Consider the following 20,341-nt stretch of genomic DNA (forward strand, 5'->3'; position numbering starts at 1 on the left):
TTATAATGTATTTTCATAAAATTTCCTCCTACAAGAAAAGACTAGGTTTAACCCCAGTCTTTTTAATCATTCTTCATTCCTATATAAATATACTTTTCACAGTCTTTATTTTCTAATATTCCTTTAAATTTTGAATGTTCTAATGTCTTTATAAGTTCATGTGGGTAATAGTATTTTATACGTTCTCCACATACTCTATGCTTAAACTTTTTAAGTTTAACTTTAAATTTGTGTAGATTAGAGTCTTGTAATACAACCTCTCCTCTTAATTTTAACACTCTATAAATTTCTTTCAATGCTTTCTTTTGGTTATGAGTGTAATTAAATTGATTTAGTACTATTACTTTATCGAAAAATCCATCTTCAAATGGTAATAATTCTAAACAACCTTTAACAACACTGCAGTTTTCATTATGAATTAATGAATAGCAGATATCTTGGTATGCACTATCTTCAAGTATAGTTACATTGGCTCCAAGCATCCTTAACCTCTTGCCTAGGGTACCTATATTTCCTACCAATAGGATTCTTTCTCCCATTTCATATTTAACTACATTTAATATATCTTCTACGGTATCCTGTGCAAAATAATTTGCTTCATAACTCCATTGTACTACGCTTTTCACAGTGCTCCCCCTCTTTTGGATTTATTATCATTTTTTACATCATAGAATAGATTATAATAAATCCCAAGCAACTATTCAATAACCATTTTGAAGTATTTTAAAATTATTTTTTTAATAATGTTTTCCTTGACTTTGTATGCTAATTTATATTATTTTCATCCAATTTTTTTATTTTAGAAATAGAGACTTCATACGCAACTCTTTTCTCTATTTCTCCATTTTCAAGTTTCTTTTCATAGTCTCTACTTTGCACTCTACCCCACATTTGGATTCTATCTCCAACCTTTAAATTCTTTGCAAATTTAGCATTTCTACCCCATACTATAGATGGTATGTAATCAGATTTATTATATGGTCTATTTATAGCAACTAGTAAGTCTGCTATTTCTCTTCCTAATGGAGTTTTTCTGTATATTGGATCTTTACATATATATCCATCAAGGAAAATATTGTTTGGATCTTTAGCTTCTCCATCAACAACTTTTATTTCTCTTGCAAATACAGTGAGAACTAATTTATTTTTATTATCTATATTTTTATTATAAGATCTTAACTGACCAACTAGATCAACTAAGTTATTTTCATTTAAATTTACTTCTTCCAATAATCTTTCAGATATAGTTATAGGTAAAACATCATATGTATCACTTAATCTATGTATTTTTATCCTTGCACTATAGAATTTTTCCCCAAATATTTCATGGCTAAATGTCAATTCCTCTTCAAGTTCTCCTCTTAAATTTACTATGTTAGTATCTTCTTTTAAATTTATCATTTTATTCCCCCCACAATTGTTAAACCATATTTTATCTTAAAATCTATATAATAAATATATTTCTGCATGGCCATTTTTATTACACCTTTAATAAAATAAATTTGATTAAAAGCTTTAAATTTCAAAAAATAAAAAATATACCGTATTTTTAAATACGGTATAGTCTTATCTCATTAATTTATTAAGCTGTTTGCTTAGCAAATGCTTTTTTTAACATAGTTACTGAAGTATATGCTATTACAATTATTACTACCCATCTTAATATATCCATAGGCATTGAGCTAACAAAGTTAGCTGCTATAAATACCCCTATAACTCCACCTATTGTTATAAATAGAGAAGTTTTCTTAGCATAAGTTCCTTCTTTTATAAATTTAACACTTGCTGTTGGCATTAATAAAGCGCAAGATCCCATCATAATAGGGAATGCTACAGTTGGTGACATTCCTAAGAAATAAACCATTGCCATACAAGGAGAATATAGTCCAACTCCAGCAGTCATTAATGCTCCTAATATAAAGTTACCTACTACCCCTATAACAAGTTTAGCTCCAGTTAATCCTGTTGCATTTCCTCCACCAGGCATTAATCCTAATTGAGCTAATAACATTAATATAGCTGTTACAACTAGTGCGAATCCCATAACTATTTGGATTTTTCTTTCATCCATCTTAGATATAATTCCTGCACCTACATAAGATCCTACAACTGCTGCTCCTAATAAACTTATTAAAGTTATTGAATCAACCTTTATAACTGTCGTAAATATAAACGCTTCAAATACAACTGGTATTGTATGACATACGTTTAGCGTACCTGGTATTAACTTGTCAGGTATATTAATCTTTAGAGCATTCATCATTGCTACTGTTGGCGCAAATGAACCTATTCCTAAAGTATCGAAGAAGTCAGTTACAAAACCTGTTGCTAAAGGCTTCCAAGCTGGTACATCTTCAAACCCGTTAGATGCTTTAGCTTTTGATAAGTCCTTGATGAAGTTAAAACCGAATAATGAAACAAAAGCTGCTAATAATACTCTTACTAAATTTAACATCTCAAATAATTCCTCCTAATGATTTTACTAAAAAGTGTCTTACATAGAAATATGATTAAATACTACTAGTAGTATTTAATCATATTTTAATTAGAATTTATACAGTTATTTTCTTACTTTAGTATAAATCCATATTTTACTGGATCATTATCATCTATTACGAAATGGTTGAATCCTGTTATATACGCAGCTCCTGTTATTTCAGGTATTATTGCTTCATAATCAGCTACTTTATCAACACCAACTATTCTTCCTTTGAATAGAGTTCCTAATATACTTTCATATACGAATAATTCGCCTTCTTTTAATTCTCCTTTAGAGTATAAAGTTGCAAGCTTAGCACTTGTTCCTGTTCCACATGGAGATCTATCTACTTGTCCTTGTCCAAATATAACTACGTTTTTGTAAGTAGCTTCTGGATGAGTTGGATCGTCATATATTTCAACTAAGTCAACAGTTTTTATATGAGATAACTCTGGATGTTGTATTTCTATAGTTTCGTTTATTATGTCTCTCATTTTTAAACCTATTTCAGTTAGTTTTTGAGCATTCTTTGGCTCAACTTTTAATCCTAACTCACTAGCTTTAACTATAGCAAAGAAACTTCCTCCGAAAGATATATCGAAAGTTACAGTTCCTATTTCAGGCATTTCTATTTGTACATCTTTTTTGTATAAGAATGCAGGTACGTTTACTATAGAAACTTCTTGAACTCTTCCGTTTTCAACTTTAGCATCTGCTCTTACTATTCCTGCTGGAGTATCCATAACTACATGAGTTGTAGGCTCTTTCATTTCTACCATACCAGTTTCAATTGCAGCTGTTACAGCTCCTATTGAACCATGTCCACACATGTTTAGGTATCCTCCACCATCCATGAAGATTATTCCGAAATCTGCTTCATCGTTGCAAGGTTGAGTTATTATAGAACCGAACATATCATTATGTCCTCTTGGCTCTAACATTATAGCTGTTCTTAAGTGGTCTAGATTATTTTCTAAAAACGCTTTTTTCTCAGCCATAGTCTTTCCTTTTATATTAGGTATTCCACCTGTTACTATTCTTGTTGGTTCTCCCATTGTATGAGAATCTATCGCTTGTATACTTCTTGAAAATTTCATTTTACGGCCCCCTATATTATTATTATTTTTTATTATTTCTTTGCATTTTTAATTTTAATAAGGCTAATGATTTTTTTGCGTCTAACTCGCTTACAGTGTTCTCTCCGACAACTTCTGTTTCTATCCCCTTGTCTGATTTATTAAAATCTACTATTGTGTCCATATATTTATTTGTAACTACAAACTTAGCTTGTGTTCCATTAAATGTAAGTCCAACTACCGGGATCTCTCTTTTTCCTATTTCTTCAATAGTATTAGCATAATCTACGTGTGAGTTTCCCCACCCATCACATGAAATTATAACACCATCTGCTCTCATAGCTTCTAGCCATGCAGCTGTTCTTTGTCCAACAAATTCTTTTTCTTTGTTGTCCTGAGGTGTTCCTACTACTACTATCCCCAGAAGATCTATGTCTTTGTCATTACTAACTATATCAAGAAGTGGATCTCTAAAGTGATGTAATGATGTTTCTTTAGTTGATGGTCCTATACCCATTATCTCACCTCATTAAGTCATAGCTCTCAAGGCGCCATCTCTGTATTCATTAGGTGATATTATCATCGGTACATTTCCCATATCAATAATGGATGTACCTCCCTCTAAACCACTTGGTTCATGAGAAAATAATTGATTGTCATACATTGCACCCTGACCTGCTATTTGTTTTACTATTACAACTTTTTTAGCGTCAGGTCTAATTTTGTCAAAATATTCACGAATTTCTGTAGCATCTCTTCCGTCTTGCTGTTTTAAAACATTTCTTATACCTTGTATAAAAGTATCACATGCCTTAAATGTCATCATCGGAAGTTTTCTCTCATATGGCAAACCACCTTTAACTGTAACATCAAAATGAATTATGTAATCATTAGTAGATGGAGTACCATATCTACCAAACACCATTTGCTCAGAAAGTATACCTTCCGAAGATCCAAATTCATGCATTTGTCTTCCATCTTCATCAACACCAGTAAGCATAACATAAACACCTGTTAAAGTGTGTGTTATTCCTTCACCTAATCTACCTAAAACTTTAGTAGATATAGGGATTATATCCATGATAGTATTAATTTCCTTATTATAATCTCCTGGTTTGATTATATCTAATTTTATGTCCGTTATTAATTCATGTGAATTTTTAATTTCATTTATGTAGTCATTGTTTATGGATAGTGTACCTTTTTTTATTGAGAACTTTTCATTGAATTCAACATTATTTATATGAAATGGTTTAATTACCAAACGTCTAAGTATTTTCTCTTCCATTTATATCACCTTTTTATATAAGCCCTTCTCTATTGCTAGGGAAGGGCTGTGTTATCTATTATACTTGAGCTACATACTCGTATGGTAATTGAATTATCTTACCAGCAGATGGTATAGCTATTAATTGCTCTAAAGTATCTCTTAATATATGCATTTGCATTTCTTTATTGTTTGGTTCACCAGCATTAGCACCCATTGGAACTAGTGGAGCAACTGCTCTTGGAGTTCCGTTTTGTCTAACTACTGGAGGAAGAGCTGCTATTATTATAGTTGGTATACCAGCTTCTTCTATTGCTCTCTGCACGATCACGGCAGTTCTATGGCAAGTACCTCAGCCAGCTGTTAGAACTACACCGTCTACTCCCTCATCTTTTAATCTTTTAGCGATTTCAGGACCAGTTTCTTCAGTGAATTTAGTTTGGTCTCCACCACCACCCATGAATCCTATATGAACTGGAGCTACAGATTTTATAAATCCTTCTTTAGCTAATTCATGTAGTCTGTCTATAGGGAACATACAGTTTATATCTTTATTAACATCAGCGTTATCATATCCTCCGTGAGATACCATCATCTCATCAGTAGTTGCTGTGTCTGGTATTTCTCTAAATGTAAAGTCACCTGCTAGGTTGAATCTCTTATCAGCTTTTAAATGTACACCTGACGCTGTAGCTAAAGCTATAGTCATATCCTTTAGTTCTTTAGTTACAGGAGTCCAAACAGGAGGAGGTGTTATTGGTACAAATATTTCAGATTGAAGTCCTTTTATTGTTGTAAGGCTCATAGTTTTTCTCTCCCTTCTATTTCTCTAATTCTTCTTTATTTTTTTTATTTCTTTCGATTATATCTACATACTTTTGATTAGGTTCCGGACTTAGTACTTCTGGATAACTTAACATAAACCCAACCTCAAGACCAAGCTTAAGCTCATAATCAGTTATAAGCATTCTTTTCGGTATTTTAAATTGGCCTAATCTGCCTTTTAAGTCTATAGTAACTCCACCGTCAGTGATATCTACTATAACTCCTTCATACATTCTTTCAGTTGATATATATTTTAATCTATCCATAATATTTCATCCTTCCATAACCTATTAACGTCTTTTACTATTTAGCGTCTTTTTCGTATATATTCTTTCTTTTTTCACTCATTGGTAAAGTTTGCTCGTTTTCAACAAGTTCTAACTTCTTACCAGTTTCTTTTTCTATTAATTCAACGTTATTTAATTTAACGTTAGCATTCCATTTTCTTTCAGCAGCTTTAACTTCTTCTCCACCCATTACCGTCTTTAACATTGCTAAAGATCTTACAGCATCTTCTGGGCATAATGTATTGTTTGATAATACTTCATTTTCTATACCTTGTTTAGACTTGTTGTTGTCTATCATGTATTTCATGTATTCATTACCAACAACTAGAGCACCTTGAACAGCAGAGAAACTTACACCTACTACAGCTACATCTCTCTTACCTATTTGCTCTATATGAGAAGCGAAATCTATATGGTTGTTTCCGAATCCTTCAGTTGTTACTATAGCACCATCAACACCCATAGCTTCTATCATCATACCTAATCTCTTAGATACATAGAATTTCTCAGCATTTACTTGTGGAGATCCTACAAATATAACACCTACTAAATCTATTTCTTCATCATGCATAGCTTCTATTACTAATGGCTCTCTCCAGTAATGTCTAGAGTTTTCTTTAGATGCAGGTCCTATACAAGTTAATGCATGTATACCACCATCTAATACTTCAAGTGGAGATAATACTACTGGAACGTTTCCTAAGTCAACGTTTGGTTTAGCTCCTAATGTTCCAACTGGCTCAACAGGTAATATTAAGTTATCATGCATTGCCCCTTGTCCCATTATCTCTTTAACTACAACAACCTTTTTCTTACCAGGTCTTCTATATTGAGTTAATTCTTCAGTATCAACTACTAAAGACTCTTCAGCTTTCTTTAATGCTTCTCTTATTTCTTGAGTTATATAATCAGATGCACAGTGAGCAGCTAATGGTCCTGGTCTTTCCATGTTAGTACCAGCTTTAACTGTTACTTGAGTTTTGATGAATATATCACCTTTATCAGGAGCACCTGGTCTTCCCCACATTATGTTAGTTTCTAATACACCTTCTGAAGAACCGAATTCACCTATTTGAACTCCGTTTTCATCAGTACCAGTTACCATCATTATAACTCCGTCTATAACTCTTGTTACACCTTCTCCTATATCTCCTTCTTCTTTAGTAGCTATAGGTTGAACGTCCATTATAGTTTCACTGTATTTGTTGTATTCAGCTGGAGTTATTATTTCTAACTTCATATCAACAACTAATTCTTCTGAATTTACAGCTTCTTTAGTTAATTCTTCTGGAGTTCTTAAGTATAAAGTAGTTCCATCTATTTTAGTTTCTTCAGCGAAAACTACTTTTTCTATTTTAAAATGTTTTTTAGTTAAGCTTCTTATTGCTTTAGCTTCTTGAACTGGCTCAGCTTTAACTTCTACAGCTTCTGCATTTTCTGCTACAGCTACAGGAGCAACTGGTGCTACACCCATTCCTTGAGCTACATTTAAAGGTATTTCTAAGTTTATATCTCTACCTTCACCTATATGTATCTTTATAGTTTGTCCATTTACTGGAGCTATTTGAGATACTGGAGCTACTGAAGCAACTGGTGCTACTTCTTTAACTTCTTCTTTAACTTCTTCTTTAGCCTCTTCAGCTACTGCTACTACACCTTCTACACAGTCAGCAGTTATTGGAGTTAAAGCATCTAAAGTTTTTAATAATTTAGCTCCTAAAACTTGCTCTATTGTTAAACAATCATCTGCTATTGTTAATAATCCTGAATCCTCTAAGTCAGCGAATATTGCTGGATCTTCTAAATTTGATGGTTCTAGTACAGTCCCAGCTTCAAATCTACAGCAGCATACCGCTGGATCTTTAGCATGAGCTTTAGCTGTTTCTACAGTTATTGACATTTTCTAATACCTCCTAGCATTATTTTTTTCTTCTATATAATCTATGTCCCGAAGCTCTTAATACATGGTCTGTACTATGGTATACAGGCAAACCTAACCTAGGCGCCACTTGCATAACTGTGTTTGTTCAGTCCTCGCAGTTACCTATTAATACAGCTTCAGCTCCTTGACTCTTTAACTTAAGCACTTTTTCTGCTTGACCTGGGCATATACCTGGTAAATCACATCTAAATCTACCATTTACCTCAGTCATTCTCTTACATTTTTCTTCTGCTACAACTTCAGCACCCATTAAAGATGCAATTTGTTTTAGTCTATCTTCTTGTGCTCCACACTCGCAAGCTATTATTCCTAATTTCTTGCTTTCTTGTGGAAGTGGCATAGATACTAATATTCCACCTAAAGTTTTAGTAACTGGACTTTCTTCTTCACCGTGTCTTCCAGTGAAAGGACCTCCGAGTACTATTTCTCCATATGGTGCAATGAATCCTCCACATTTTTCTATATATGTTATTATAGGCATTCCTATAGGAACATCCATAAATACTTTGCCTTTGTTCTCTGCACCTTTTACTCTTCCTCCAACAGTTATGTCTTTAGTTATAAAAGGTTTTCTTTCTTCTATAGCTTCTACTATACGTTTTATAGTTTCAACATTAGAAACTACAGTTTTCGCTTCTATTGGAAGTTGTCCTGGAACAAGAGTTATTCCTAACAATTCTCTTATTATAACCCTCTCGTCACCAGCTGGGTACATATCTGGTAAATATTTTAATTCTATGTTTGCTTCATTCTTACAAGCTTTTCCTAATGCCATTATGGCTTTTTTGTACTTTGGCTTTACAGCTATATAAGCTTTATCAGCTTTAGTTATATCAAGCATGTATTTTAATCCTTTAATTATTATCTCTGGATTATTTTCCATTAACTCCACATTGTGACCAAGTACTGGCTCACATTCTGCAGCATTTGCTATGATACATCCTCCTGTAAGATCTACATTAAGTTTTACATGTGTAGGGAAACCAGCTCCTCCTGCACCAACTATACCAGCTTCTTTTATAGCGTCTAAGTTACTTTCTGTATCTTTTATTTTTACATACTCATCAGGTTGATTCTCAGAAGCCTCTATTATTATAGAACTTTCTGTAACTTCAACAACTTTACCATAAACACTTGAATGTATATTTGCTCCTAATCCTTGTGGCTCAGCTATAAGTTGTCCTTTTTTAACTTCGCTTCCAACCTCAACTATAGGTTTACATGGCGCACCTACATGCTGTCTTAATTCTATTTTAAGCATCATAGATTTCACCCCCTGACTAATTTTATTTTACACTATTCTATTATTAGCAATTACCGTGCCAATTATTTTATTTTAATTATTTTTTTAAAATTTTTGTCGTATTTGTTTATAAAATATCATTTTTCGACACGTTTTTTGTATTTCTCTTCAATATCTACATATATTTTATACCAAATTTCATCAAATTACAACGACAAATTACGTTTTCCCGAGAATAAACGTCATATTTCCGACACTTTTAAGGTTTCATTTTAATTTTTTTATAGTTATTTTTATCACATCCCCCTAACTTCCCTATTTCAAATTGAAAACGTTATAAATGTCAGTTTTTCGTCTAATGTCTATTTTTCGTCACTTCTATGTCGTACTGTTCAATCTTATAATAAAGAGTTGTTCTTGGTATATTAAGTATTTTAGCTGCTTTTGCTTTATTTCCATTAGTCATGCTTAGTGCAACCTTTATAGTTTTTACCTCTAATTTGCTTATAGCTTTATTAAGGTCTAATGGATATTCTTCATCTACGCTTATATGTTGACTAGATTCAACTATATAAACAGGTATATCATCTTTATCTATTATATCTCCAGTAGATAACACTACTATATTTTCTATTGTGTTTTTTAATTCTCTTATATTACCTTTCCACGTGTATCTTTGTAATATATCCATAGCTTCTTTACTTATTTTTAGTGGTTCTCTATTGTTTTCTTCACATATCTCTTTTATAAATTTATTAACTAAAAGTAATATATCTTCTTTTCTTTCTCTTAATGGTGGTAAATCTATTTCTACTACATTTAATCTATAATATAAATCTTCTCTAAACTTACCTTCTTCAACTAAATTTTGTAAATTTTTATTAGTTGCAGATATAATTCTAGCGTCTATTTTTATAGTTTTTTCTCCACCTATTCTTCTTACTTCTTTTTCTTGCAATACTCTTAATAGTTTCGCCTGCATGCTTAATGGTAAATCTGCTATCTCATCTAAAAATACAGTACCTTGCTTTGCTAATTCAAATATACCCATTTTACCTTTTTTATTTGCACCGGTAAACGACCCTGCTTCATATCCAAAAAATTCACTCTCAAATAATTCTGATGGTATGGCACTGCAGTTTACAGGTATAAAAGGCCCTTTTCTTTCACTATAATCATGTATAGCACGTGCAAAAACTTCTTTACCTGTTCCACTTTCTCCAAATATAAATATACTACTATTTGTATTCGAAACCCTTTTAGCCACTTCCTTAGCTCTTTCTAATTTATAACTTCTACCTAATATATTGTCAAAACTTCCTTTTGATAAGTTTTTTACTTCATCCTCTAAGTATTTTAATCTATCATTTGCCTTATCAAGCTTTCTTGAGAGCTTTTGTGCCTCTGTTATGTCTACTTCTGTACATACAACTCCTACAAATTCCGAATTTATAAATATAGGGTTTGCATCAACTACTCCATAAACATCATTTTCATTATCATTATTTTTATATATTCCACTTTCTCTTGTTTTAGTTCTTAAAACTCTAGCTGATATAGTTCCACTAAGATATTTCTCCATGGATTTTCCAACAATCTCTTCTGACTTTATTCCATATCTATTTTCCATAAATTTATTCCAAAGAACAACTTTTCCATCTGTATTTATAGCACATATTCCTTCTTTTATTTCACCTATTATATGCTTAACAGTTATTCCGTAATCTTCTAACTCCATATATAAGAAATCTCTTATATGTTTTTGATTTACGACACCTATTAACTTTTCATTTTCTAGTACTGGTAGTACCCCTATGTTATTTCTCATCATTATGTTTCTGCATTCATCTAACTTTGCATCTTTATTTATACTTATTAGATTTTTACTCATTGCATTTTTAACTAACTCATTTTTATAATCTTTACGTTTTAATGATAGATTGCATATATCCGTTAATGATACGATTCCTTTTATGCCGCCGTTTCCATTATCAACCATAACTTCTCTTTCATTTTTACTTACAATCAAATCGATAGCTTGTCCTAGTGTGATGTTTTCATCAACTAAGACAAAACTCTTTCCCATAACATCTTTTACTATTTTAGTTTCTGGTACAGAAAACATTATAACCTCCTGAGAATGAAAATTTTTATAAGTACTATTATACTATATACCTTCTACATAAAATACTTTCTATTTAAATACCTTTTAGAAAATACATAATTAGAAAAAAGTTATAGGCTTTTGCCTATAACTTTTTTCTAATTACTTTTTAATTTTTGAATTCCATTTGAATCAACTTCATAACCTTCATTATACATTAACTTTGATAATGGAACTATTTCATATTTTTCTTTTAACTTTGATATTGTTTTTTCTAAGTATTGTTCACTATTTTTTATATCTCCATGAAATAAAACTATAGATCCTGGTTTAACTCCCTTTAAAACTTTCTCTGTGACAAAATTAGGCCCTATTTCCTTCCAGTCAAACGAATCTATATCCCAATTAACTACAGTGTATCCTAAATCTTCACAAACCTTTAAACTCTTATTATCAAATTCTCCAAAAGGAGGTCTATACATAGTTGTCTTTTCTCCTGTTATAGATTCTATTTTGGATGATGTTGTATTCAATTCATTTTTTAAATCAGATTCACTTATTTCTTTCATATTAGCATGGGAATTTGAATGGTTTCCTATATCGTGCCCACGCTCACTAATTTCTTTTACTATTTTTTCATTTTCATCTACCCAATTTCCAACTAGAAAAAATGATGCTTTTACATTATATTTATCTAAAGTATCCAATATAGTTTCTATATTAGATGATCCAGATGCTATATCAAAAGTTAAAGATATTTTTCTATCATCAGTTTCCACTTTACTTATTGGCATTTTTTCATTTGACATATTTTCCCCTATGTACCTTACGCTATACACTACCCCAAATACAATTGTAAGCGTAAAAGCAAAAAACAAGAAACTAGATATCAACGATTTAATTTCAGTTATTTTCTTATTCATATCATCCCTCCAATTATAAATACTCTAGTACAAGTTTATTTTTATTTTTTTCAAAAAATTACTACTAAATTAATTTTATTAATTGGGAAAGTTAATTGTAATCTAAAAAAAGGTGGTGTATTTATGACTAATCTAAGAAGTGAGTTTGGAATTTTAAAAGGAAAAGCTGAAAACAATGAAATCAAAAGTGTTAAATTAAACAGTGCACATTTTTTAAGAGAAGCTCATGGAATTCAAGAAGGAATTAGAAAAGATAAAAAGATAAAAATAAATAGAAAATTTAAATAAAAAAAAATTTTAAAAATGTGAATATAATTTTGGGCATTGGTTAAATTAATACCAACAACAAGATTTTAGAAAAAACTTGTTGAGACATCTTATAACTTTAAGGAGGAAATTTACTATGTCAACTAAAAAAGCCGTTCCAGAAGCTAAAGCAGCATTAAATCAAATGAAGCTAGAAATAGCTAATGAGTTAGGTTTATCTAACTATGAATCAGTAGATAAAGGAAACTTAACTGCTAGACAAAATGGATATGTAGGTGGATACATGACTAAAAAGCTAGTAGAAATGGCAGAAAGACAAATGTCTGGAAAATAAGTAGTAAATTAGACACCTAGGATTCATAAGAAGGCTACCTGACAAGGTAGCCTTTTTACATAGATAAATAAAATTTTTATATAAGTGCATATATTTAAATATTAAATTCTACTTTTATTTTTATATGTTTTAGTTTAATATAGTAGTTATATAGAAACATTATACGGAGGATGATATTATGTTTGAAAACTCATCTGAAGAATTAGCTTACCATAAGTTATTAATCTTATATGTTTTAGAAAAAGCTAAGATGGATTTAACAAATTCTCAAATAACACAAGTTATTCTTGAGACGGAAGTAATGAATTATTTCTCATTACAGCAATTTCTTTCACAACTTATGGATGCCAAATTCTTAAAAATATATGAAGATTCAAATAGAGAGTATTACACTTTAACACAAAAAGGTATTGAGACTCTAAACTACTTCTTATCTAGAATTCCTTCTCAAATTACAGAGAAGCTAGATGAGTATATAAAATTAAATAAAGAAAACTTATTAGCAGATACTCAAGTAAAGTCAAGCTTTGTCAAGCAAAGTGATAATGAATATATAGTAAATCTACGAGTTATTGAAAATCAATCAAACTTAATAGATTTAAATTTAAACGTATCTTCCGAAAAACAAGCAAAATTAATATGCGACAATTGGAAAAAGAATGCATCGTATATGTATGCTGAAATAATAGAACTACTTATTACAAACAAAAAATAGCCTACACAAAAACTATAGTGGTAGGCTCTTTTCCTACCTTAATTTCATCTATAATCTCATTTTTATCCGTTCCATAAATCTTAACACTATTATTAAAAGTATCCGTTAAAAACAAAAACTTACTATCATTTGATAGTTCTAATCCTTGAGGATTCCCATTTACCTTTATACATCCAATTTCTTTGTGTGTTTTATAGTCTAATATTTTTATAGCTTTATATCCTAAGTCTGCTATATATATATGTTCTTTTTTATAATTTACACATATTTCAACTGGAATTAAAAAATTCCCTATTGTATCTAATATATTTAAGTTTTTTTTATCTAAAATAATTATCTTACCATCTAATGTAGATGTATATATAATATCCTTATGTTTATCTATTTTTATATGCCATGCTTTATAATCTAAATCGACCTTTCGTTCAACTATTTTCTTTTCTATATCTATACATAAAATAGAATCGATACAAGGCACATATAGTTTATTATCTACTTTATCATACGCAAACCCATGAGGCATATTATCAACGCTAATAACCCCTATTGGTTCCAGATTATCCTTATCCAATACATAAATACTATTCGAATCTTCATTAGCTACAAAAAGTTCATTTTTACAAAGCGAAACCTGGCTTAAATTTCCTCCTATAGATACAGAATCTATTATTTTCTCTTTTCCAATATCTAAAACATAAAGAACTCCATCAAACGAACTTGGTATATACATTATGTTTTTATCTTTTTCTATGCAAAAATGGTGAGGATATATGTCTGGCCCTAAATTTATTTCTTTTTCCAATTTAAGAGTCTGATAATCTATTACACTTAAACTCTGTGATAAATAATTAGATGTATATAGCTTCAAAACAAAACCTCCTCGCAATAAAATGTACTATCATAGTATATTGTTTAAAATGCTCGTCTTATTACTTTTTTTACTAACTAGGAAATTATACTTATTAAAAAGTTGTTGATATTCATCTATATTATTTGATATTATTTACTTATCATGTTTTTGGAGGTATTTACAATGAAAGTATCATTTAAACCATCAGGGGTTTGTTGTAAGGAAATGGTGTTCGATATTGATGAAAATAATATAGTTACAAGTGTAGACTTCGTTGGTGGATGTCCTGGTAACTTATTAGGTCTTAAACATCTTGTAGAGGGAACTCGTGCTGATGAAGTTGCAGAGAAATTAGCTGGTATAACTTGTGGCGGAAAATCTACTTCTTGTCCTGATCAATTATCTAAAGCTTTACGTGAACAATTATCAAAATAAAAAATAGAGTTTGTAATTTAAGTATTTTAACTCAAATTACAAACTCTATTTTTATTTATTTACTATTATAGTTCTTACGTTTCCTATCATATATAAAGATCCTGCACTTATTATTACATCATCTTTATTTGATATTTCTAATGCATAGTCAACAGCTTCTTTTATATTTGGTTTGCAAGTTACTTCTATATTATATCTTTCTATTTTCTCTTTAAGTTTATTAGCATCTATAGCTCTTGGATTATCAGGAGTAGTAGTTATAACCTTATTGAATTTCGGTATTAATAAATCTAGTACAGAATCTATATCCTTGTCTTCAAGCATTCCTATAACTAGAATTTTGTTTTTATTTTCAAAATATTTATCAATAGAATTTGCAAGTGATTTAGCACCTTCTTCATTATGTGCTCCATCTATTATAAACATTGGATTTTCACTTATTTTTTCTATTCTTCCTGGCCACTTAGTTTCTAATAGACCTTTTCTAATATTTTCTTCAGATATATTTGTAATTTTAATATCATTTAAGTACTCAATAACATTTAAAGCTACAATAGAATTTTTTATCTGATGATCTCCTATTAATTTAATTTCTAAATCTCTTAATTCTTTTCCATTTATATTACAATTATATATTTGCGAGTTAATATTTGATGATTTTATTTCTATATTTTTAAAATCACATTCTATGTATTTAGATTTCTTTTCAGCACATATATTTTTTATAACTTCACTTGCTTCTTCTTGCTGTGGATACACTATAGTAGGGCAATCTTCTTTTATAATTCCGCCTTTTTCAAAAGCTATTTTTGCTAATGTATCTCCAAGTATACCTGTATGATCTAAACTTATTGAAGTTATTGCACTTACTACAGGTTTATCTATAACATTAGTTGCATCGTATCTACCTCCAAGACCAACTTCTAGAGCAACAAAGTCAACTTTTTCTTGGTTGTAATAGTAAAATGCCATAGCTGTAACTATTTCAAATTCAGTAGGATAAGAATATCCTTCACTAACCATTATTTCTATTTTTTCTTTTATTAAAGATACTATTTTTCCAACTTCTTCTTCACGTATATTTTCTCCATTTACTCTTATTCTTTCTGTAAATGTCTCTAAAAATGGAGAAGTATATAATCCTACTTTATATCCACTTTCTTTTAAAATAGATGATATGAAAGAACATGTTGATCCTTTACCATTAGTACCTGCAACGTGTATTATTTTCAAATTATTTTGCGGGTCTCCTAATAGTTCTAATAATTTTTTTATATTATCTAATCCTAGTCTCATACCAAACTTATGACTTTCGTGTATAAACTGTAAAGCCTCATTATAATTCATATTGTTCCTCCATTGTATAATTAAGTGTAAATTATTTCTAGTGTTATTTAATTTCGGCAAAATACTCAATTAATCCTCTTGTTAATAACTTAAAAATTCTATGCAAATTTCTTGCCTGAAAATTTTCAAAAATAAAATTGCCAACTTATATTTTAACTTATATTTAGGTAAGTTATCTATATACTCTTTCATATTTCCATACATAAATTTAAAAGAGTCCATGTACAAGTTTTAGCGACATTTCAAAGCATCTTTATCGCTTTGTGAATCAAAACTTATACATGGACTCTACTATTATATATATTGGTTTAATTATTTATATATTTTTCAAATACTTCAGTGAAATCTTTATTGCTATAATTTAATCTTAGCGATTCCATCCAATCTAAGTTAAAGTTAGTTAACTCTTTTACAACATTTACTGCATTTCCATCTAACTTACATCTTGAAATTGCATTGTTTGCCATATCAAGCCCTTTTGTTCCATCTTGTATAGCAACTTGATTTTTACCTTGTTGTATTCCAACTTCAACTAAAGCTTTATATAAATCTTTTAATTGCTCTAATTGTTTTTTATCTACATCTATACTAAATGCTTCTTCTCCAAAACTAAATTTTATCTCTATATCTAAATCTACAGTTCCCGCAGTTTCTAGCGTTACTGAATGTACTCTTTCATAATAAAATTCATGTCTTTTAACAGTTCTTTTTTTACTAATTGCATTAGCTCCGTCTACATGTAAAAGGCCTCTATTTGTAAACACATACTCATCCGATTTTGATTTTATAACAAAGAATATTTTTTCTCCATCTTCATGCATTATATAATCATCACCATCTACTTTATCAAAATCTCTTGGCGATATTATTTTACCTATATCAGATAAACCTAAAGTATCAGCTGCCATTCTTCCAAATAAATTTCCTGCCATAAATACCCCTCCTTAAATTTTATTATTTACTATTATACCCTATAATCCATATTCTTCACATAACTCTTTACCTTTATCCTTATCTTCCCATCATAAAGAGACCATGTTTAAGTTTTAGCAATATTTCAAAGCATCTTTTCAGCTTTGTGGAGCAAAACTCATCCTTACCTTCCTCTCCACAAAATAGATATCTAAATTAAGTATAAGCATAGTAAAGAGACCCTGTATAAGTTTTAGCGACATTTCAAAGCAATCTCTACAGCTTTGTGGAGCAAAATTTATATAGGGTCTCTACATCTATACTATTATATATCTATTTTTACTACTTCATTTTAGCTTCTATATTTTCGATTCTTTCAATAACTGATTTCATCATTTCTTCAAACTTTTCTTTTTTAGCTTTTTCTTCATTAACTAAGCTTTCTGGAGCTTTAGCTAAGAATCCTTGATTAGAAAGTTTTCCGTTTACTCTCTTTATTTCACCTTCTAATTTAGCTTTTTCTTTATTTAATCTATCTAGTTCTTTAGTGAAGTCAACTAATTCATCAAGAGGTATAAATATTTTTACACCATCTATAACAACACTTACAGCGTCTTCTGGTATATTAGTTTCATCTTCAACTATTTCAACTGTAGATGCAGATGCTAATGTTACAAAGTAATCAAGTCCAGCTTCCATAGCTTCTTTCTTATCAGCTGTCGGAACTATTATCACTTTAGCTTTCTTTGATGGTGGTACGTTCATTTCAGCTCTTACGTTTCTTATGTTTCTTATACCATCCATTGTTAAGTTCATCATTTCTTCTTCTTTAGCCATATTGTCAGCTTCATCATAATGAGGGAACTGAGCTACAACTATACTTCCTTCTACAGTTGGAAGGTGAGTATATATTTCTTCAGTTATAAATGGCATGTATGGGTGAAGAAGTTTTAATATTTTTTCTAATACATATGTTAATGTATATAGTGCTGTTTGCTTAGCTTCTTTATCATCTGAGTATAATCTTGGCTTAACTATTTCTATATACCAGTCACAGTACTCTGACCAAGCAAAGTCATATATCTTTTGAGCTGCTATTCCTAAGTCAAACTTATCCATGTTATCAGTAACTTCTTTAACAACATTATTAGCTCTTGATATTATCCATTTATCAGCTAAAGTCATATTTTTTTCTACTGATTCTCTGGTAACACCATTCATTATTTCTTCATCTATGTTCATAAATACGAATCTAGATGCATTCCATAACTTATTAGCAAAGTTTCTAGATGATTCAACTCTTTCCATATAGAATCTCATATCATTTCCTGGAGAGTTTCCTGTAGCTAACATGAATCTTAAAGCATCAGCTCCATATTGATCTATTACTTCTAATGGATCTATTCCGTTTCCTAGAGATTTACTCATTTTTCTACCTTCTGAGTCTCTTACAAGTCCATGTATTAATACATGTTCAAATGGAGTTTCTCCCATACAGAACATTCCTGCAAATGCCATTCTTACAACCCAGAAGAATATTATATCGTATCCAGTTACAAGTACACTTGTTGGGTAGTAGTAGTTTAACTCTTCTGTTTTATTAGGCCATCCTAATGTTGAGAAAGGCCATAATGCAGATGAGAACCATGTATCTAATACATCTTCATCTTGCTTAAAGTGAGTATGTCCACATTTACATTGTTTTGGCATTTCTTTAGCAACTACTACCTCACCACATTCTTGACAGTAGTATGCTGGTATTTGATGTCCCCACCATAACTGTCTTGATATACACCAGTCTCTTATATTTTCTAACCATTGTAGGTAAGTTTTATCAAATTTATCTGGAACAAATTCTAAATCTTGTTTCTTTAATATGTCTATAGCAGGTTTTGCTAATTCATCCATTTTAACGAACCATTGATCTGATAATCTTGGCTCAACTACAGTTTTACATCTGTAACAAGATCCTACATTGTGATTATGATCTTTTATAGCTATTAAGTATCCAGCTTCTTCTAAATCAGCTATAAGTTGCTTTCTACACTCATATCTGTCCATACCTTCGTACTTACCAGCTAATTTATTCATAGTTCCATCTTCGTTCATTACGTTTATTTTTTCAAGGTCATGTCTTTGACCTACTTCAAAGTCATTAGGGTCATGAGCTGGAGTCATTTTAACTGCACCTGTTCCAAACTCTAAATCAACGTAATCATCTGCAACTATAATAAGTTCTCTTCCTACTAAAGGTAATATAGCATGTTTTCCTACTAAATGAGTATATCTTTCATCTTCAGGATTTATAGCTATACCAGTATCTCCTAACATTGTTTCTGGTCTAGTTGTAGCTATTTCTAAAAATTCTTCACTACCTGCTATTGGGTATTTTATATGATAGAACTTTCCATCATGCTCTTCATGTTCAACCTCAGCATCAGATAATGTAGTTTTACAATCAGGACACCAGTTTATTATTCTGTTTCCTTTGTAAATTTGACCTTTTTCATATAACTTTACAAAGAATTCTGTAACTGCTTCATTACAACCTTGGTCCATTGTAAATCTTTCTCTTTCCCAGTCACATGAATCTCCTAACTGTTTCATTTGGTCTACTATCTTTCTACCAAATTCATTTCTCCAGTCCATAGCTCTTTTTAGGAACTCTTCTCTTCCTATTTCGTACTTAGTTTTTCCTTCTTGTTCTTTTATTCTTTCAACAACTTTAACTTCTGTTGCTATAGAAGCATGGTCTGTTCCTGGTTGCCATAAAGCTTCATAACCGTCCATTCTCTTCCATCTTATAAGTATATCTTGTAATGTATGGTCAAGAGCATGCCCCATGTGTAATTGCCCCGTTATGTTTGGTGGGGGAAGCATTATAGTAAATGGCTTTTTATTTGGGTTTGGCTTAGATTTGAATAAACCTTCTTCTACCCACTTCGAATATAATCTTGATTCAAAGTCTTTTGGATTATACGTTTTTGGTAAGTTTGTATTTTCCATGTAAATTCCTCCTATTTTTTATTTTATATACATAAAAAAGAGCCCTTCATCCTATTTAAGGACGAAAAGCTCGCGTTACCACCTTAATTTTATGTAAAGCTTTTAATCAAACTCTACATAACACTTAATAAATTTAACGATTCTCACCGTCTAAGCTTACTATTATTTTCAGCTTAGAAACTCCAAAGCTACCTTCTGCAATTCATTTCTTGGAAAGTCTTTCAGCCGGTGAACTTTCCTCTCTGTAAGTTGAGTTTGCATACTCCTCTTTTTCTCAGTTTTTAAATATTCTGTTTATCTTTTAATTATATATAATCATCATTATTATT

Annotated in this window: 18 protein-coding genes, 1 pseudogene and 1 other annotated feature; of the genes and pseudogenes, 4 read left to right on the plus strand and 15 right to left on the minus strand. The window is 30.5% G+C overall.

The annotated features are described in order from the left end of the window. Positions 1–62 precede the first annotated feature (62 nt). From RWY47_RS12455 to RWY47_RS12505, 11 genes and pseudogenes are all read right to left on the minus strand, one after another. A complete protein-coding gene (locus RWY47_RS12455; RefSeq protein ID WP_021430285.1) occupies positions 63–626 on the minus strand; it encodes a class I SAM-dependent methyltransferase in 564 nt (187 codons plus the stop codon). Positions 627–765: 139 nt separating this feature from the next. Next, entirely contained in the window at positions 766–1,401 is a 636-nt protein-coding gene (locus RWY47_RS12460; protein WP_021430247.1) for a single-stranded DNA-binding protein, read from the minus strand. A gap of 181 nt (positions 1,402–1,582) precedes the next feature. Further along, complete coding sequence (locus tag RWY47_RS12465) at positions 1,583–2,455, minus strand: sulfite exporter TauE/SafE family protein (RefSeq protein ID WP_021430298.1); 873 nt, start codon at positions 2,453–2,455, stop codon at positions 1,583–1,585. Positions 2,456–2,568: 113 nt separating this feature from the next. Further along, positions 2,569–3,576: a proline racemase gene (locus RWY47_RS12470; RefSeq protein ID WP_021430157.1), complete on the minus strand. Its 1,008-nt coding sequence runs from the start codon at positions 3,574–3,576 to the stop codon at positions 2,569–2,571. 22 nt (positions 3,577–3,598) lie between these two features. Beyond that, a pseudogene (gene prdD, locus RWY47_RS12475) lies at positions 3,599–4,843 on the minus strand (proline reductase cluster protein PrdD). 58 nt (positions 4,844–4,901) lie between these two features. Then, positions 4,902–5,627, minus strand: coding sequence for a D-proline reductase (dithiol) protein PrdB (prdB, locus tag RWY47_RS12480; RefSeq protein ID WP_077175920.1), 726 nt, complete (start codon positions 5,625–5,627; stop codon positions 4,902–4,904). A 16-nt stretch (positions 5,628–5,643) separates the two neighbouring features. Beyond that, positions 5,644–5,913, minus strand: coding sequence for a CBO2463/CBO2479 domain-containing protein (locus tag RWY47_RS12485; protein WP_021430161.1), 270 nt, complete (start codon positions 5,911–5,913; stop codon positions 5,644–5,646). Between the two features lie 37 nt (positions 5,914–5,950). Further along, positions 5,951–7,834 carry a D-proline reductase (dithiol) proprotein PrdA gene (prdA, locus tag RWY47_RS12490; RefSeq protein WP_035117114.1) on the minus strand — a complete coding sequence of 628 codons (1,884 nt, stop codon included), beginning with the start codon at positions 7,832–7,834 and terminating at the stop codon, positions 5,951–5,953. A 19-nt stretch (positions 7,835–7,853) separates the two neighbouring features. Further along, positions 7,854–9,140, minus strand: coding sequence for a proline reductase-associated electron transfer protein PrdC (gene prdC / locus RWY47_RS12495; protein ID WP_173391677.1), 1,287 nt, complete (start codon positions 9,138–9,140; stop codon positions 7,854–7,856). A 334-nt stretch (positions 9,141–9,474) separates the two neighbouring features. Further along, the gene (gene prdR, locus RWY47_RS12500; protein ID WP_150841556.1) at positions 9,475–11,244 is read right to left on the minus strand and encodes a sigma-54 dependent transcriptional regulator PrdR; all 1,770 of its coding nucleotides are present in this window, start codon (positions 11,242–11,244) and stop codon (positions 9,475–9,477) included. A gap of 137 nt (positions 11,245–11,381) precedes the next feature. Next, the gene (locus RWY47_RS12505) at positions 11,382–12,146 is read right to left on the minus strand and encodes a polysaccharide deacetylase family protein (protein ID WP_025162346.1); all 765 of its coding nucleotides are present in this window, start codon (positions 12,144–12,146) and stop codon (positions 11,382–11,384) included. Positions 12,147–12,269: 123 nt separating this feature from the next. Between RWY47_RS12505 and RWY47_RS12510 the strand changes: the two genes are divergently transcribed. The 3 genes from RWY47_RS12510 to RWY47_RS12520 all read left to right on the plus strand — a co-directional run bounded on the left by RWY47_RS12510 (position 12,270) and on the right by RWY47_RS12520 (position 13,462). Further along, complete coding sequence (locus RWY47_RS12510) at positions 12,270–12,434, plus strand: hypothetical protein (RefSeq protein ID WP_224170505.1); 165 nt, start codon at positions 12,270–12,272, stop codon at positions 12,432–12,434. Between the two features lie 115 nt (positions 12,435–12,549). Beyond that, positions 12,550–12,747 (plus strand): alpha/beta-type small acid-soluble spore protein, encoded by a 198-nt coding sequence (locus tag RWY47_RS12515; RefSeq protein ID WP_021430292.1) that lies wholly within the window; start codon positions 12,550–12,552, stop codon positions 12,745–12,747. 178 nt (positions 12,748–12,925) lie between these two features. Further along, entirely contained in the window at positions 12,926–13,462 is a 537-nt protein-coding gene (locus RWY47_RS12520; protein WP_021430274.1) for a DUF4364 family protein, read from the plus strand. A gap of 1 nt (position 13,463) precedes the next feature. On the opposite strand, the gene RWY47_RS12525 is transcribed toward RWY47_RS12520, so the two are convergent. Continuing rightward, on the minus strand, positions 13,464–14,330 hold the full coding sequence (locus RWY47_RS12525; RefSeq protein WP_224170504.1) for a YncE family protein: 867 nt from the start codon (positions 14,328–14,330) through the stop codon (positions 13,464–13,466). A gap of 165 nt (positions 14,331–14,495) precedes the next feature. Between RWY47_RS12525 and RWY47_RS12530 the strand changes: the two genes are divergently transcribed. Then, complete coding sequence (locus RWY47_RS12530) at positions 14,496–14,747, plus strand: TIGR03905 family TSCPD domain-containing protein (RefSeq protein WP_021430220.1); 252 nt, start codon at positions 14,496–14,498, stop codon at positions 14,745–14,747. Between the two features lie 51 nt (positions 14,748–14,798). Here RWY47_RS12530 and RWY47_RS12535 read toward each other — a convergent pair whose 3' ends face one another. The 3 genes from RWY47_RS12535 to RWY47_RS12545 all read right to left on the minus strand — a co-directional run bounded on the left by RWY47_RS12535 (position 14,799) and on the right by RWY47_RS12545 (position 20,012). After that, positions 14,799–16,094, minus strand: a complete 1,296-nt coding sequence (locus tag RWY47_RS12535) for a bifunctional folylpolyglutamate synthase/dihydrofolate synthase (RefSeq protein WP_224170503.1) — start codon at positions 16,092–16,094, stop codon at positions 14,799–14,801. 308 nt (positions 16,095–16,402) lie between these two features. Next, positions 16,403–17,026, minus strand: a complete 624-nt coding sequence (locus RWY47_RS12540; RefSeq protein ID WP_021430242.1) for a PH domain-containing protein — start codon at positions 17,024–17,026, stop codon at positions 16,403–16,405. Between the two features lie 322 nt (positions 17,027–17,348). Further along, entirely contained in the window at positions 17,349–20,012 is a 2,664-nt protein-coding gene (locus RWY47_RS12545; protein ID WP_168932382.1) for a valine--tRNA ligase, read from the minus strand. A 54-nt stretch (positions 20,013–20,066) separates the two neighbouring features. Continuing rightward, positions 20,067–20,297: a binding site (T-box leader), on the minus strand. Positions 20,298–20,341 lie beyond the last annotated feature (44 nt).

The organism is Paraclostridium sp. MRS3W1 (assembly GCF_032465715.1).
GTDB classification, from domain to species: Bacteria; Bacillota; Clostridia; order Peptostreptococcales; family Peptostreptococcaceae; genus Paraclostridium; species Paraclostridium dentum.

Coding starts and splice junctions, on each gene's coding strand:
- RWY47_RS12460 (WP_021430247.1), bottom strand. CDS start 1,401: ATGATAAATTTAAAAGAAGATACTAACATAGTAAATTTAAGAGGAGAA.
- RWY47_RS12465 (WP_021430298.1), bottom strand. CDS start 2,455: ATGTTAAATTTAGTAAGAGTATTATTAGCAGCTTTTGTTTCATTATTC.
- RWY47_RS12470 (WP_021430157.1), bottom strand. CDS start 3,576: ATGAAATTTTCAAGAAGTATACAAGCGATAGATTCTCATACAATGGGA.
- RWY47_RS12485 (WP_021430161.1), bottom strand. CDS start 5,913: ATGGATAGATTAAAATATATATCAACTGAAAGAATGTATGAAGGAGTT.
- prdA (WP_035117114.1), bottom strand. CDS start 7,834: ATGTCAATAACTGTAGAAACAGCTAAAGCTCATGCTAAAGATCCAGCG.
- prdR (WP_150841556.1), bottom strand. CDS start 11,244: ATGTTTTCTGTACCAGAAACTAAAATAGTAAAAGATGTTATGGGAAAG.
- RWY47_RS12505 (WP_025162346.1), bottom strand. CDS start 12,146: ATGAATAAGAAAATAACTGAAATTAAATCGTTGATATCTAGTTTCTTG.
- RWY47_RS12510 (WP_224170505.1), top strand. CDS start 12,270: ATGACTAATCTAAGAAGTGAGTTTGGAATTTTAAAAGGAAAAGCTGAA.
- RWY47_RS12515 (WP_021430292.1), top strand. CDS start 12,550: ATGTCAACTAAAAAAGCCGTTCCAGAAGCTAAAGCAGCATTAAATCAA.
- RWY47_RS12520 (WP_021430274.1), top strand. CDS start 12,926: ATGTTTGAAAACTCATCTGAAGAATTAGCTTACCATAAGTTATTAATC.
- RWY47_RS12530 (WP_021430220.1), top strand. CDS start 14,496: ATGAAAGTATCATTTAAACCATCAGGGGTTTGTTGTAAGGAAATGGTG.
- RWY47_RS12535 (WP_224170503.1), bottom strand. CDS start 16,094: ATGAATTATAATGAGGCTTTACAGTTTATACACGAAAGTCATAAGTTT.
- RWY47_RS12540 (WP_021430242.1), bottom strand. CDS start 17,026: ATGGCAGGAAATTTATTTGGAAGAATGGCAGCTGATACTTTAGGTTTA.
- RWY47_RS12545 (WP_168932382.1), bottom strand. CDS start 20,012: ATGGAAAATACAAACTTACCAAAAACGTATAATCCAAAAGACTTTGAA.